This is a genomic window from Gaetbulibacter sp. M235, from assembly GCF_043876835.1.
In the GTDB taxonomy this organism is placed as follows: domain Bacteria; phylum Bacteroidota; class Bacteroidia; order Flavobacteriales; family Flavobacteriaceae; genus Yeosuana.
Genome location: NZ_JBAWJZ010000002.1, coordinates 456966 through 471544, shown reverse-complemented (window position 1 = coordinate 471544; position 14579 = coordinate 456966). Strand labels below are relative to the sequence as shown.

The following is a 14579-nucleotide window of genomic DNA, read 5'->3' as shown; positions in this document are numbered from 1 at the left end:
CACACACATAATACATTGATTATTTCTATTTAGTCCTTTCTTTTAAGAGTAAATTTTTAATCTTTAAATAAATCTCATTTTTGTTAAAGTTTTCTCTGTATAAATTTCTGAATTTTTCCTTTTCAATACCATGACCAATAAAATAAGGAATTAATTTATCTACAAGTGACTCAACAGATTCTGGATTAAAAGTAATGTTTTCTAGTATGTCTTTGTTATCTTTAATAAACATTAAGGCCCCAAATCTAGACGACACTATAACTGGAACTCCTAAAGCCAATGCTTCAATTAACACCAGCCCAAAGGCTTCATGTAAACTTGGTAAAACAATAATATCCATGCTTTTATAAAAATTCACCATTTCCCCAGGGGAAAGCGATCCTATAAAAGAAACTTCGTCTGTTAAATTTAAGTTTAACACCAATGTATTCAAACTGTTTTTATTATTGCCGTTTCCAGCAAAATATAAATGAAACTTATGGTATTGGTTTTCCTTTATTCTTGATAAAGCCTGTACTACAATATTTTGATTTTTATGAGTTGTTAATCGTCCAGGACAACCGATCTTTAAAATGTCAGAAGAATTATAAATTTTAGTACTAACATATTCTTTCTGCTCTGAAATGTTTGTCCAGAAAGGCACCACTTCAAGCTTTGGTTTAGGTACTTTATAGACTTCGTTTAGCTGAGTCTCAGTAATAAAAGAATTAGCAATAACGGTATCTGCTAATTTTAAAAATTGTTTTTTTATAAAAATATTTTTGAAAGAAGTATTCATTTGCTCATTTAAGGAATGAAACCAAGTAAGATTATGTCTTACGCCTAATAATTTACCAAAAAGTAACGCAGGATTAGAATAACTAAAATTTGAAAGAATAACATCTGGTTTTTCGCTTTTTATAGTGGTATAAACGTTATAATAATTAGTGAAATAACCTTTTTTTTTCTTTACAATTACTTTTACACCATCTATAATACGTTCACTAGCAGATGTTTTCCAAGAAAAGTTAACTACTTCATATCCTTCTTGAGTTAGCTTAACAGAAAGCTCATGAAAAAAATTGGAGAGGTATCCTTGATTATAGGTATGAAATAAGAGTATTTTCAAGAGTGCTTTTAATAGTTTTTTTTAAAATTCCAATACAGAGAACGTAAATCTCGATATAACTTATAGTTTGGTAATATCCTTTTACTATGATGTCTTTCATGAGGAAAATTTTCATTAGGCAAATTCTCAATACCCAAAAAGTAGCATAAAGCTTCATAATTAAAATTTTGTTTCGGCTCCATTAATAAGAAATTATTCTTGTCACTAAAAAAATTTAAAACGTCCATATTATGCTTGTTGTAAATGGCCTTGTATTCTTTTTCATAGCCTTCGGCACAAGGTACTCCATAAATCTTTTTATGAAATGGAAATCTAATACTTCCAAAAAATCTAACTACACTATTAAACCATTCTTCACTATCTCTATATGTGAGAATAAACTTAGCTATAGGATATAACTTATATAAATTTTTATAAATTAATGGCCAAGGCATTTCTTGTACAGCATCCCATTTTTCCAGTTTAGTTTCTATATATTCATTTAAATCTTCTTTATTTTTAAACTTCAATAAATTCTTATCAACACCGCATACCTTAAAACCCAGTTGCTTTAAAGCCAATTCAAGTGATGTAGTTCCCGTTTTATGAAACCCAATAACAAAAACTTTAGTTTTCATAAGTGTCTAATGTTCTATTCTCATCAAAGGGTTGAAGGCATTAAAAAACAGGCTTTTGTTTAATTTTTTAATTAAGAAACTATCTTGTTTATTTACACAAATCCAGTTTTTATTTGATCTTACTTTAAAATCGTTCAAAACAACTTTATGGATTCCTAAGCGTCCTATATAAAAACAAAAATAATTCAGAGAAACTAAATAATCATAGAGTTCAATTAATTTAATTCGCCCTCTCTTCTCTAAATAAGATTCATTAACTTCCAAAATTAATACAGGTTTATTTTTTTTTATTAAATCTTCTCCTCCCTTTAAAACATGATACTCAAACCCTTCAACATCTATGGCAAGTAATGAAATTATTTCGTTTGTAAATTCAGAATCCAAAGTAGTTACTTCAAACTCTTTAGCAGATTCGGAACTCTTTTGATGAGTTATATAACCTGAACCTGAATTGTTACCAGAAGGTATGTTAAAAAAAGTTCGCCCTTTTTTATTAGATACAAGACTATTGTAAATATCAAGATTCTGTATGCTACTTTTATTTTTATTTAGAATAAGAGATTGTACATTTGAAGGAACAGGTTCAAAAGCAAAAACTTTTGAATCATACTTTCTTGCGATATCACAAAAGGATATAGTTTCAGTACCTATATTAGCTCCAACTTCAATAATATTACCAATTTTATGAGCTAAAATTTTGTTGGTCAAAACAATATTTCTCCAATCAAAATAACCGTGAACACTAAATATAAACGCATGAAAATCAGATGTATTTCCAAAAAAATAACTTCCTGTAAAACTTTTCTTAACAAAATCTATGTTTAAAACCTCTCCTTCAGAAATTGAAATAATTTTATTACGAATCGTCTGCGAAATTATAGGAGGTAAAAATGCACATATCAACTTTGCAAATTTATATTTAGTAATCATACATCATCAGGTCTCTAAAAAATTTAAAATTTCGGTATTAGTCTGCTCATAAACTTCTTTATATCGATACTCATAGCCTTCAGTACAAGGTACTCCATAAATCGTTTTATGTAATGGTATTCTAATACATGCAAAGTAAGTTAACACACTTCTAATCCATGTATTAGTATCTTTAATAGTCAAGATATACTTGGCTTCAGGGTAAATCTCATAAAGTTCTTTATAATATAAAGGCCAGGGCATATTTTGCACAGCGTCCCAGGAATCTATAGTTTTTCTTATATACGTTTTTAAGTCGTCCGAATTCGTATATTTCATTAAGTTTTTATCCCCTCCATAAACACGATATCCTAAAAACTGTAAGGCATGTTCTAAAGAAGTCGTTCCCGTTTTATGAAACCCAATAATAAACACTTTTTGTTTCATGTTTTATTTATAACCAATAGCAATTAAATGTGCGGTTTCTTTCGAAGTGTTTTCTATGCCTTTAGATTGAAACCTGTTTACAATATTAGAATAAATAGATTTTAGGGTTTGCAGTGGTCTTTTCAAACTATAACTTTTTAAGCCTTGTACACGATACGTTCCGGTCTTTACACCATAATGCACATCTACTTTATCAAAATAGGTTTCTAACAAGGTTTGCAATTCAAAGCGTGTATAGTGCCTCACATGATCTGGATTTTTATTTGGCCCTTCATTTTTAATATAGTCACCATTGGGTGTCGTAAAATAGGCCCAACCTCCCTTTTTTATAACTCTTGAAATATGTTCTACAAAAACATCATCGTCTTTAACATGCTCAATGACCTCAACACAAATTAAAGCATCGTAAGATTCATCCTTTAAAGTGGATTTTGTCATATCTTGAATTATAATTTCAGAAATATTACTCCTCCTTTTTTTAATAAAAGATAAGATACTATCTGTTAAACCTAAATTTAAATCTTCTTTAGTACCACGTTCTTGAGGTACATCCAGCAATGTAATATCAGCCGGAATGTTTATGGTATAGGGTGATTTGCGTCCTCCAACATCTAATATTGACATTTTCGCCGTCCCCCTTTTAATATAGGCTTTTATAAGCTTTTTTATATCGTTTCTTACCGTTACTAGATGGGTTGGCATAATCGGAAAAGTAATCCATCGAATAAATTCGTAGTTTGTCATATAACCTTCTCGTATGATATTTTATTATCTAAAACTACAATATTAGACATAATGAATTAAAAAATATTAAAGTTTAATTAAAAGCTGTTTCTATTTTAATCGTTATAAAAGCCAGCAAAAGCTTTATTCTGGCTTTCCAAATTAAATTCTTGTCTCACACGACTAATGGCAGCTTCTCTAATATTTTGTTTTTCTTGTGAACTCAAAAGAATCACTTCTTCAATTTTTTGTGCCAATAGTTTTGGTTGTCGTTTTGGCACTACCCAGCCCGTTTTACCATCCAATACATTTTCAGCTAAGCCTTCGGCATTAGACACTATACATAATAAACCCATAGCTTGAGCCTCTAATACGGCATTGCAAAACCCTTCCTGAATACTATACTGCAAATAAATATCTGTGTTCTGTAAATGTTCCTTAACCTCGTCATGATTGAGCTGGCCCTTAAATTCAACGTTGTGAATTATCCCTAACTGATGGGCTGCAAAAATAAGGCGCTCTCGTTCCTCACCATCACCAATTATAGTAAGTGTAAAATCAATGCCTTGTTTTTTTAATAGAGACAATGCTTCTAAGGTGTACTCCAACCCTTTTTTCCAATGTAAGCGCGCTACCGTGGTTAGCCTTAAATTCTTATCTGACCTAAGAACACTTTTGTTTTTAAAAAAATGAACATCTATAGCTGGAGTTATAACTTGAATAAGCTTTTCATTAACCTGATAGGCTATAAGTGTTTGTTTCATTTCTTGAGACAATACATGATATTTTACAGCTTTAGTAAATAACAGATCATAACAGTTATTGTGCTTTAAAGGGGTAAGATATAAGTCTGAACCTCTAAAACTCACCGCCATTTTAGCGCCAATGGCACAAGCCACATTCTCTCTTTTTATAGCATGCATACCAAATCCAAAATGCAACCAATCCAAGCTTTTTGTAAATAAAAACTGATTGAGAATGATGTTTTTAATTCTATGAGTAAACGAAATGTCATCGCGTTTATCGAGTTTGTAAAGATTAATGGATTTTTTGGGATATAGAATAAAAGCTTTAATTAGTGAACTAAAACCATTAATTAAAGCTGTAAAAGTATTGCCATAGAGTTTAGGTGCATAAACTATGTCACATTCAAAATGATAATCGTCTGGTTTTTTATAATCTACAAATAAAATAACACGATAGTTGCTTTTTTGCAGCCCTAATATTTTATTCTTAAAAAACGTTTCAGAATATCCTGGAACATACGACAAAACAAGACCTATAGTTTTTATATGTAAATTTTCAGTTTTCAAATCAAATCAATATTAAAATAGGGTTGTGTATAGATCAAGCATACGGTCTACCATCAATGTCTCGCTATGATTGTTGTTAATGGTTTCAAAAGCATTATTAAGAATTGTTTCTTTCTCGTTATCAGATAGGGTCATCACTTTTTCTATAGCCATAACGATTGCTTCAGAATCTCGAATCGGGACTAAAAAACCATTATATTCATTTGTAATAACTTCTTTCATACCGCCACAATAGGTACTTACAACTAATGTTTTTAAGGCCATGGCTTCAAGAACGACATTGGCTATACCTTCTTCTAAACTAGGCAGCAATAATAAGTCTGATGATTGAATTTGATCAACCACATCTTCAAATGCCAACTGTTTTGCTAAAGTCACATATTGTTCCAATTCCAAATCTTTTATTTGATAAGCCAACTCAATATTATTTTTTCCTCCAACAATAGTATAATGAAACATTAAACCATGGTTCTTCAATAATTTAAAAGCATCTAAAGCATATACATATCCTTTTTTCCAATGAGGTCTCCCAACAGATAGAATTTTAAAAACTTTATTTTTTGTTTTAGGCTGTTCTGGAAATGTTTCTAAATTAACCCCACTATAAACCACCTTAATGTTGTCTCTTATGGCGCCATACTTTTGTGCTTCTAAACTAATGGCTTCACACACAGCATGAAAGGCGTCAACATTAGGAAAATATGTGTTATAAATAGAGGCTAATGTTTTATCTGCTAAAGGAGAGTAATTAATATGGGCGCCTCGTAAACTCACAACCAATTTCATTCCAAATGCTTTAACCCACATCCAGTCATCAATACCTTTGGCCCACTGCAAATGAAAAACATCAGGTTTATAATATAAAACCGGATAAAACTTTACTTTATAATAAAGCGTATTATAATGTTTTTGCTTTAATAATACATCCAATTGTCTTTTGTTCTTTGGCTTAAATATTAATAATAAAATGGAATATTTAAGTAGGACAAATAGTTTGCTCAATCTACCGCTATAGGTCTTATAAATTATGTTTTCTGATGATTGATTTCTACCATTATCCAACCCAAAAACATAAACAATCATTTTTTTTTGGGCTAATCCACTAATTAAACGCTCAATAAAAGTAGTACTGGTGCTAACACCAGAATATATGGCTATTTTATTTCTTTTACTCAACGTGTTTATCTTGATTTTTTGAACATATTCCCTTATATAAATCTGTGTGTGATTTTATAAACCTTTCAATAGAATAATTTGTTTCCACTCGAGTTCTCATTGCTTTTCCTAATTGAATACACTCTTCTGTGCTCATGTTCAAAATACTTAAAATACTATCTTTTAAGCTCTCTACATTATTGGGCTCAAACAAACAATTCTGAAAAGGGTTTAATATATCTTTTACACCACTAACATTTGAACCAATCACAATTTTTCCTGAAGCCATAGCCTCTAAAGGGGCCACAGGAAGCCCTTCACCTAACTCCAATGTTGGAATAACAAATACATCGGCAATAGCATGGTACGGTCTAACATCGGCTTTCTTTCCTAAAAATTGAATTGAAGAAATCCTTTCAGTCATTTTTTTCAATGAACAGGCATAGTCTCCTTTGTCATGTCCAACAATAAGCAACTTTATATTGGGTTTATCTAATGCTACTACTGCTTTTATTAATACTTCTATGCCTTTAACGGGAATTAAATTCACTACCGAAACAATAACAAAATCACTTGTTTTAATATCGAGGTCTTTCAAAAGTGTTATATCTTCTTTTGTTCGAGGAGTATAATAATTGGTGTCAACGCCTAAAGGAATCTCTTCAACTTTTTCAAGAGCTTTTACAGAGTAAAATGATTTCATATCCAAATTGATCGTAATAATTTTAGAACTTAAGGCAGTTCTCCATCTCCAAGCTTTATTACCCCATCCCATAGATTTTTTAGTATAAATCCAAGGAATACCAGCTAATTTTGCTGCTAAAGGTTCTGAAAAATCACTACTCCAGTGCCAGGAATGTATCAAATCAAAATTGTGTTTTCTAAAAAAGCGAATGGTGTTTATAAGCCTAAACGGAAACGTTAAAAATGGACGGTAATTAATGGCAAAAGGAAACAAATGGATTTTTACATGCAACGCTTCAACCTCCTTAAAAAAAGCACCTCCATCATGATAACAACAAATTTCAGGCTCAAAAAATCTTTTGTCCAAATTATTTACTAAATCATATACTACTTTACCGCTGCCTGCTGTATCAAAATTAGGTATAGTAAATAATATTTTGATTTTCTTCTGAGCCATATATATAAAGTATAAATATAAAATTAATTTAGCTCAAAAATGTTTTATTAGCATCTAATAATTGCTTGTTTATAATTACTAAATATTAAATTTTTCCTGAAACAAAGCCAATGTGAGCAACATACTTACAGGATGAGAATAAGTAACCGCATCTCTCTCTTTAAAATTATCATAAAATTCCTTTATGGTCTCTTTTGGAACAAGATCCTTTAATTTCGAATCAAACAACCATGTCTTTAAATGTTTATCATTTTCTTTTCCTACAAATTGCAACTCCCAATTTCTTGAGATATAGGGGTTGCCAATAAGCTCATTAAATGCTCTTTTTAATTTATTGGTTATCTTATATGGTAAATTATAGGGTGACTTATTTAAATGATAAGTATTTAAATTGAAAGGCCTGTTTCCCTGCCAAGTAATCCTTGCTAAATCGGGAGCATGTTGCTTAATATATGCAATCTGTAATTGTCGATTAGCTAAATACTTTTCAGGCACTGAACACATAAATTCAAACATTCTAGTATCATAATAAGGTAATGTTACGGGATGTATGGCATCGAAAACCGATAAATTATTAGATGACCATCTTGCAACAGAATAATGTGTTTTAAAAGCACGCAATTTGGCATTTGTGTTTTCAATTTTAAATGCCTTTAAGGATTCTGTTATTCGAGAAACCATATATTTTTCAAATGTACCGTCCAAGCCCCAAGTTGTCCATAACGAGCTTGCTAATTCAAGCCCTCCCTTTTTTACTAGCATTTTAACAAGTACATCTACTTCTTTTTCAAAAGATAATTGTGGCAATCCAAAGGAGTCAAACATAAGATCACCCATATGTCCTAAAGAAAAAATATCTCCCATGGTTTTAAAACTATCAAAAAAAGCCATCTGTCGCGGATGTGTAAATTCAGAAAAACATTGATTGATTTCTGCTAAGTCTTCTATACAATCCCACAAATAGCCCCTTTTAACGGTAAACGATGTAAATGGAAAATGACAGGCATCAGCAATGTTCTTTGCTATTTTGGTTTCAGGATAACCTCCTTCAAAATCATAACTATACGAGGTTAAATTAGGGTGATTCCTTAAAGCAACAGCTTGGGTCCTACTATCTAATCCTCCAGACAGTGGTAAAATAACCTTCTTATCACTTGTCTGCTCTTTAACAATGGTTTCAAACAAATTGGTGAATTCGCCAAGTGTGGTTTCAAAACTAATGTCTCTGGGGCTATAATGCCATTCAAACCATTTTTCAGAAGAAATTACATTATTTTGGGCATCTAACTGATATTTTTTTCCTGGTGATAGAGCCACTTCATCTTTCCAATAGGTATCTGTATCGAAAAAAAAACCAAAAGCAATAAATAAACAAATAGCTTCAAGGTCTAATTCATGGTTCCCTTCTACCTTAGCTAGGGTATTTCTTATTGGTAGTATAGGTGTTTTAATTGTTTTCATTACAACGGTTTATGCATAAAGTTTGGCATTTTAACTCACCCTACTTTAAATTTAACTCTATGTTAATTTATTACTATCATCTCCAATTTTATCACTAACTCCCAAATGCAGTATTTTTTTTGTTGTGTGCTTTAATTTTCGATACAACCTTATAAAACTAAAATTATACGCTTTACGATGTTTTACATTTTTTTTTATTTTATTATAATGAAAAATTGCTTCTGCCATTATACCAGTTAATTCTTTGTAATTATTAAGCATCGTATTATTTGTAACTCGGTCTTGCATTTCATTCCTTACTATGTTCAAAATTTCATTTTTTGAATACTTTTTTGATAGTGCAAAATAGCTTTTATCTAAACCATACTTATTACAAAAATTAAGATTTGATTCATAAAAATAAGAATCAATATATTCTTTAAGAGGAATTATTAGCGTATTGTTGAAATCAATATTTGTATTAATAATTTTTGAAATATCTTGGAGAATATTATTATCCTCATCTGGACCAGGAACTTTAAATCCAAACTCAAGTGCATTATTTATACTTTCAGTCAAATGAGAGCTAAACTGAGTGTTTGATTTTATATCAATTGATTTATATTTATCTTGAAGTGTTAAATCAGCTTTATTACAGAAGTCTTGTATTAAGGTTTCAGATGAATTTCTATTTGAAAGAATACCAGCTCTCATTTTAACTTTGTACGGAGTAACAAGTTTCTCTATTTGGCCATAAGATTTGCCCCAATCCATTTCTTGAGATGTTAGTAAATTAAAATCGTTTAGGATTGATGAAATTAAATGCCTCTCAATTCCATAAAAATGTAAGGGATTGATTTCATTTTCCAACATTATTTTTTTTGTTAACTTACATACATATGGGTTTCTAAACCCCCATTGATTATATTCTGAAACTACAAAATCTGATGATTTTCTACTAAAGCCAATAATAATAATTTTGGATACTTTGTTTGATGAAAGGCTACATATATTTTTAATTGCGTAGGGTTTTATAAAAAGTGATTCGTGACTTAAAATCAACGAATCATTATTCTCAAGGTTTTTATCTAGAAGATTAATAAAATCTGTATTATCAATTTTATTATTTGAATTTAAACTATTAATCATTTGGGGATTCAGCATTACGAACCTTGTTTTTTGAGCACAAGGATTTTTATAAGTTTCGAAGAACTGTTGAATCGATGATGATCCACATTTTGGAGGACCTACATGAATTATTAATGTTTTCATCTTAGTTTTAATCAATATTGCTCACAACAGGCTTGTATAACATTAGTAGCGTTGTTTAAGTTCCTAATTTAGCAAAAACAAACTGAGTAGAAAATCTGCCAAGAGTTTTGTTAGTATGTTTGTATTAGCCATTAATTTAATTTACTGTTAAACAAATATTTTAACTTTTTTTATTTTTTGATTTAATCTCTTTATAATGGCTAATAGTCTATTTGTAAAAATATCTATTCAATCTCAAAAACAAATCACTGGAGATTAAATTGCTTTTATATAACTTCAAAAAAGATAAAGCTCTTACATAACTGAAATACGACATATAGCTTTTCTTAAAAAACAATTTTAAACTGTTTTGAACATACTCAATAGCTTCCTTATTATCAGAGCGGTTAAAATAACGTATGCATAAATAATAATAACCAGTTACCAAATTTCTTTGGCGCTTATCCAATTGGTAATTATCATCCATATAAGTAATTAAATAATCGACGGCTCCACAAATTACTTGGATGGGCTTTTTATTAATATCTATAGGCACAACATTATAAAAAAAGTCAACTTTATTGTCTATTACTTTATAGTTAGTACTTAAAATAAGGGCTCGAATAAATAACTCAACATCTTGCAGTCGTTTTAAATTAGTGTTAAATTTTCCAATCTCAATAAAAAAATCTTTGTTCCATAAAATAGCAGACGTTTGCCAAATAAATTTTGCTTGTAAAAAGTAATCTAAATAATTAGAATCTGCTGAAGGTGCAGGTTTATTATTTCCTTTCTCATCTAAAAGATTAAAATTCTTAAATACTACAAAATCTTCAACTTCTATTGCTCTGTTACTTACAAAATCATCAGATATAATATCATCGGCATCTAAAAACACCAAATGGTTATAAGTTGCTTGGTCTGCACCAATATTTCTACAAACAGATCCTGTTGTTTTTTCATCATTTAAAACTAACTTAATGTTTGGGCTAGCATATTGTTCAAAATATTGAACTATCAATTCTTTTATAGAAGCATCCGAAAAATCATCAACAATAATCCATTCCCAATCTTTAGAATCTTGCTTCAACAAACAATTATAGATTTGTTTTAATCCTTCAAAGTCGTTAAAATGTGGGGTTATGATACTAATACTCATAATTGTGAATATTTTTCTGCTCTAAAAATTATATTAAAAATATGCTTTAAACTTATTGATGTTTGTAAGTCATAATAAAGACTAAAAAAGCTACATATTATGGTTAACCGATTCTTCTAATATCTGTTGAATACCATTGATATGCTTTTCAAAACTAAAATGAGATTTTATGCGCTCTTTACCTGCATATCCTAGCTTTTTTGCATAGTCTTTATCATCTAATAATTTAATAATGTTTTGACTCATAGCATCTACATCATGTTCTTTACAAAGTAATCCTGTAATTCCATCTTCTATTACATCAGAAATACCCGCATGAAATGTTGAAATTACCGGTAGACCAGAAGAACTTGCTTCTAAAATTGAAATGGGCATGCCTTCCGTATCACCATTCTCGGCAGTTATTGAATGTTGTATGTATCCAATTGATTCCTTAAATAAATTGCATAACTCATTTGGAGATATAACTCCTAAAAATTGAATACTACTTTCAAGCTGATAATGTCTAACTAGGTTTTTACAAACCTCCAACAATAAACCATCTCCACACATTAATAACTTGGCATCAGGGTGCGTTTTTAAGGCTTTTTTAAAAGCCAAAATCGTGTAATAAGGTGCTTTCTTATTAGCAAATCTACCTACAGAAATTAACTGTTTTGATTCGTAACTTGATTCAATGTTAATGAAATTTGACTGTGCAGCATTGGCATTGTAAATTAATTTTTCTCTCGGACAACCTATGTTTAATAATTGATTTTCCATTGCCTTCGAAACAGCAATTATTTTTGAAGCATACTGAAAGACTTCTTTGTAACTATTATGTTCTTTTATAATTTTTCTAACTGTGGCATCAAAACCATGAAAATGAACCACTAAGGGCAAATTAAGATATTTAATTGCAGGTAAAATATGATCGGCGTGAATTCCATATTCTACAAGCACAACATCTATCTTATGTTTTTTTAATGATTTAGATAATAACTTGACTAAAACGAATGAATTATTTTTTTTAAATATAATTTTAATTGCTTTTAATAGTTGTTTTTTTAATTTACTTGCTAATGGTGGATGGTTTTCAATTGTAATATCTTCACCTATTCCATAATAAAAAAATATATTTCCTTTTAAACCTTTTTTATGTGCTTGAATAAATGTCTCAGAATAAGGATCCTTATTAGGTGAAAACAGCGCTATATTAAAATTATTTTCCATTCTTTTATATATGTTCTTATGAAAAAATTTGATACTAGTTTTAATAGCCTAGTAATTTATACTTTATACCATTTATAAATTATTTACTTTTCTAAAAATACCCACATAATTCTTTGGATACCCACTTTTAGTATACTTAACTTTCACTTCTAATTTGTGGAAAAATATTGACAACCCCCAGCTAAATATTTTCAAAAAGAACATTATTGGACTCATGAAGTAGCCCATAATTCCCTTTCCCAAATCTTTAGGATTGGTTGGTAAGTATATTGCCATTCTATTTAATTGATAACCTATGGTTCCAAAATACCCTTCCAACCAATCCAATCGTTCAATTTCAAAACCTGACTCAGAAAACATTTTTTTTAAACTAAATTGAGTATATCTAAAAAAATCATATGGAATTTCATGTTCTTCATAGAATAAAGGTCCTGTGTAAATAATTTTACCATTGGATTTTAAAACTCGATTAAGCTCTCTCAAAACTTTATTCGGTTCTGGGAGATGCTCCATCACCTGATTAAATAGGATATAATCAAAATGGTCATTTTCAACAGGTATATTTTTTAGATCACAGACATAAGTTGATTGAGCGTACTCTTTGTCTACTTTTTCAAAATCAGCAGATTCATATTGAGCATGCTTCAATAAATGTTTATAAAATTGGGATCCTGCACCCGCATCTAACACGATGGATTTTTGGGGAATAGACTTTGCAAAATTCCTGTTTTCCTCATAAAGTCTAAAGCGAGAAGAATTGAATAAAGACAGTCTTTTTAATAATCTAATCATAAGTATTTAAAATTATGTTCTACTTGTTGACTAGCCTCAAAAATTATATTATCAATTTTTTTTAGATAGTTATTGTAATCATCTATGAAATAATCAACTTTAGTATTCCACACATCTAATTCTTCTTTATATGAAAAACAATAATCATCTAACCCTAAAGATTTAAAAATCCCTAAACTCTTATCTTCATAAGCAATATTTAATGCTGGAATCCCTGCTAACAATGAAAGTATGGCCCCATGTAACCTCATTCCAATATATCCGTCTTGTTTACTTAAAGTTACTATTAATTCGTCTAGTGAAAACTTTTCTTTTAATACAACACATGTTTGTTTCATTTCAGCTGGTAATAAATCAACTACTTTCTCAGCATATTTTGAATCATCCATATAGTCTTCTACTCCTTGACAAGTTGAAATAAAAGTTAATTGAAAGCCTTCATTTAATAGCTTTTCGCATAAAGAAGATGCTTTCTTTAAATTCTCTTTACTCTTATCCTCATACTTCCAAACTCTAAAATTAACGGCAATACTTTTCAATTTTTTGTTTAAATCTACTTTCTTAGCATACTCTTTATACAGATAAAAAGCAATATCGTTGGCAACCACTACATTATTACAATGATAGCCAATTGCTTTTAAATGGCCTAAAGAATAGGACTCTCTCAATATAACTTGCTTTGCATTATTAAAAACATGATTTAGCATTGCAAAATTTTCAATTTTCCAAAATGGCCCAACAGATTGAGAAAATATATAATATGGTTTTTTTAAATGGGAGTGAATAAAATCTAAGGTATCAACTCTTTTTTTATATCCATAAAAATCATGAAAATAACCTCCTGCTGAAACAATTACTTTATCACATTGTAATAAATGTCGATAAACTCTTTTTTCACTTTTAGATGCAAACATTCTAGAAAGAGTACTAAAGTATGAAACCTTAAAGAATTTATTCAATAAATGTCTGACACGTTTTTTAACTTTAAAAGTAAAGTAGTCTTTAGCATTTGGAGATTTTAAATAGGTGTATTCCCAATCCCAATCTAATTCTAAGTCTGGAAAAAACTTCTTATATAACTTAGGGTTATCACATAAAACCAAAATAGAAGAGTTTTCAAAATACTTTTTTAACCCCAATAATGTCGCTTTTAGTAGAGCCTCATCGCCTCCATTAATTGGTACTGCATTTATAATTACTATTCTCGTCATCAAATGCTTAAGGGCAGATTATTTTTAAAAAAATTATTTTATTTTTTAGGTATGTATAAAAATGTTTGAATTCTACTCTCCCTCTATTAATATTACTTATG

Annotated in this window: 14 protein-coding genes; all 14 read right to left on the bottom strand. The window is 29.7% G+C overall.

Features of this window, described 5'->3' with window-relative positions; all coding sequences use genetic code 11:
* Nucleotides 1-25: 25 nt before the first annotated feature.
* Nucleotides 26-1108: a glycosyltransferase family 4 protein gene (locus tag V8G69_RS04880; RefSeq protein WP_394880689.1), complete on the bottom strand. Its 1083-nt coding sequence runs from the start codon at nt 1106-1108 to the stop codon at nt 26-28.
* A gap of 8 nt (nt 1109-1116) precedes the next feature.
* Nucleotides 1117-1725 carry a sulfotransferase gene (locus V8G69_RS04875; RefSeq protein WP_394880688.1) on the bottom strand — a complete coding sequence of 203 codons (609 nt, stop codon included), beginning with the start codon at nt 1723-1725 and terminating at the stop codon, nt 1117-1119.
* Between the two features lie 6 nt (nt 1726-1731).
* Nucleotides 1732-2655 carry an FkbM family methyltransferase gene (locus V8G69_RS04870; protein ID WP_394880687.1) on the bottom strand — a complete coding sequence of 308 codons (924 nt, stop codon included), beginning with the start codon at nt 2653-2655 and terminating at the stop codon, nt 1732-1734.
* Between the two features lie 6 nt (nt 2656-2661).
* On the bottom strand, nt 2662-3081 hold the full coding sequence (locus V8G69_RS04865; RefSeq protein ID WP_394880686.1) for a sulfotransferase: 420 nt from the start codon (nt 3079-3081) through the stop codon (nt 2662-2664).
* Nucleotides 3082-3084: 3 nt separating this feature from the next.
* Nucleotides 3085-3783, bottom strand: a complete 699-nt coding sequence (locus V8G69_RS04860) for a class I SAM-dependent methyltransferase (RefSeq protein ID WP_394880685.1) — start codon at nt 3781-3783, stop codon at nt 3085-3087.
* 137 nt (nt 3784-3920) lie between these two features.
* Entirely contained in the window at nt 3921-5117 is a 1197-nt protein-coding gene (locus V8G69_RS04855) for a glycosyltransferase family 4 protein (RefSeq protein ID WP_394880684.1), read from the bottom strand.
* Nucleotides 5118-5129: 12 nt separating this feature from the next.
* Complete coding sequence (locus V8G69_RS04850) at nt 5130-6293, bottom strand: glycosyltransferase family 4 protein (RefSeq protein WP_394880683.1); 1164 nt, start codon at nt 6291-6293, stop codon at nt 5130-5132.
* Nucleotides 6286-7413: a glycosyltransferase family 4 protein gene (locus V8G69_RS04845; RefSeq protein WP_394880682.1), complete on the bottom strand. Its 1128-nt coding sequence runs from the start codon at nt 7411-7413 to the stop codon at nt 6286-6288. Before V8G69_RS04845 ends, V8G69_RS04850 begins: the two co-directional genes overlap by 8 nt.
* A 78-nt stretch (nt 7414-7491) precedes the next feature.
* Nucleotides 7492-8874: an asparagine synthase-related protein gene (locus V8G69_RS04840; protein ID WP_394880681.1), complete on the bottom strand. Its 1383-nt coding sequence runs from the start codon at nt 8872-8874 to the stop codon at nt 7492-7494.
* A 57-nt stretch (nt 8875-8931) separates the two neighbouring features.
* Nucleotides 8932-10125 carry a hypothetical protein gene (locus V8G69_RS04835; protein WP_394880680.1) on the bottom strand — a complete coding sequence of 398 codons (1194 nt, stop codon included), beginning with the start codon at nt 10123-10125 and terminating at the stop codon, nt 8932-8934.
* A 208-nt stretch (nt 10126-10333) separates the two neighbouring features.
* A complete protein-coding gene (locus V8G69_RS04830) occupies nt 10334-11263 on the bottom strand; it encodes a glycosyltransferase family A protein (RefSeq protein ID WP_394880679.1) in 930 nt (309 codons plus the stop codon).
* Nucleotides 11264-11353: 90 nt separating this feature from the next.
* Nucleotides 11354-12475 carry a glycosyltransferase family 4 protein gene (locus V8G69_RS04825; protein WP_394880678.1) on the bottom strand — a complete coding sequence of 374 codons (1122 nt, stop codon included), beginning with the start codon at nt 12473-12475 and terminating at the stop codon, nt 11354-11356.
* Between the two features lie 72 nt (nt 12476-12547).
* Complete coding sequence (locus V8G69_RS04820; protein ID WP_394880677.1) at nt 12548-13267, bottom strand: class I SAM-dependent methyltransferase; 720 nt, start codon at nt 13265-13267, stop codon at nt 12548-12550.
* Nucleotides 13264-14478 carry a polysaccharide pyruvyl transferase family protein gene (locus tag V8G69_RS04815; protein ID WP_394880676.1) on the bottom strand — a complete coding sequence of 405 codons (1215 nt, stop codon included), beginning with the start codon at nt 14476-14478 and terminating at the stop codon, nt 13264-13266. The genes V8G69_RS04820 and V8G69_RS04815 overlap by 4 nt, the downstream gene beginning before the upstream one ends.
* Between the last annotated feature and the right edge of the window lie 101 nt (nt 14479-14579).

Excerpts from the sequence above, each read along its gene's own strand:
- V8G69_RS04865 (WP_394880686.1), bottom strand. The coding sequence starts at position 3,081 with ATGAAACAAAAAGTGTTTATTATTGGGTTTCATAAAACGGGAACGACT.
- V8G69_RS04840 (WP_394880681.1), bottom strand. The coding sequence starts at position 8,874 with ATGAAAACAATTAAAACACCTATACTACCAATAAGAAATACCCTAGCT.
- V8G69_RS04875 (WP_394880688.1), bottom strand. The coding sequence starts at position 1,725 with ATGAAAACTAAAGTTTTTGTTATTGGGTTTCATAAAACGGGAACTACA.
- V8G69_RS04835 (WP_394880680.1), bottom strand. The coding sequence starts at position 10,125 with ATGAAAACATTAATAATTCATGTAGGTCCTCCAAAATGTGGATCATCA.
- V8G69_RS04825 (WP_394880678.1), bottom strand. The coding sequence starts at position 12,475 with ATGGAAAATAATTTTAATATAGCGCTGTTTTCACCTAATAAGGATCCT.
- V8G69_RS04815 (WP_394880676.1), bottom strand. The coding sequence starts at position 14,478 with ATGACGAGAATAGTAATTATAAATGCAGTACCAATTAATGGAGGCGAT.
- V8G69_RS04820 (WP_394880677.1), bottom strand. The coding sequence starts at position 13,267 with ATGATTAGATTATTAAAAAGACTGTCTTTATTCAATTCTTCTCGCTTT.
- V8G69_RS04870 (WP_394880687.1), bottom strand. The coding sequence starts at position 2,655 with ATGATTACTAAATATAAATTTGCAAAGTTGATATGTGCATTTTTACCT.
- V8G69_RS04860 (WP_394880685.1), bottom strand. The coding sequence starts at position 3,783 with ATGCCAACCCATCTAGTAACGGTAAGAAACGATATAAAAAAGCTTATA.
- V8G69_RS04830 (WP_394880679.1), bottom strand. The coding sequence starts at position 11,263 with ATGAGTATTAGTATCATAACCCCACATTTTAACGACTTTGAAGGATTA.
- V8G69_RS04845 (WP_394880682.1), bottom strand. The coding sequence starts at position 7,413 with ATGGCTCAGAAGAAAATCAAAATATTATTTACTATACCTAATTTTGAT.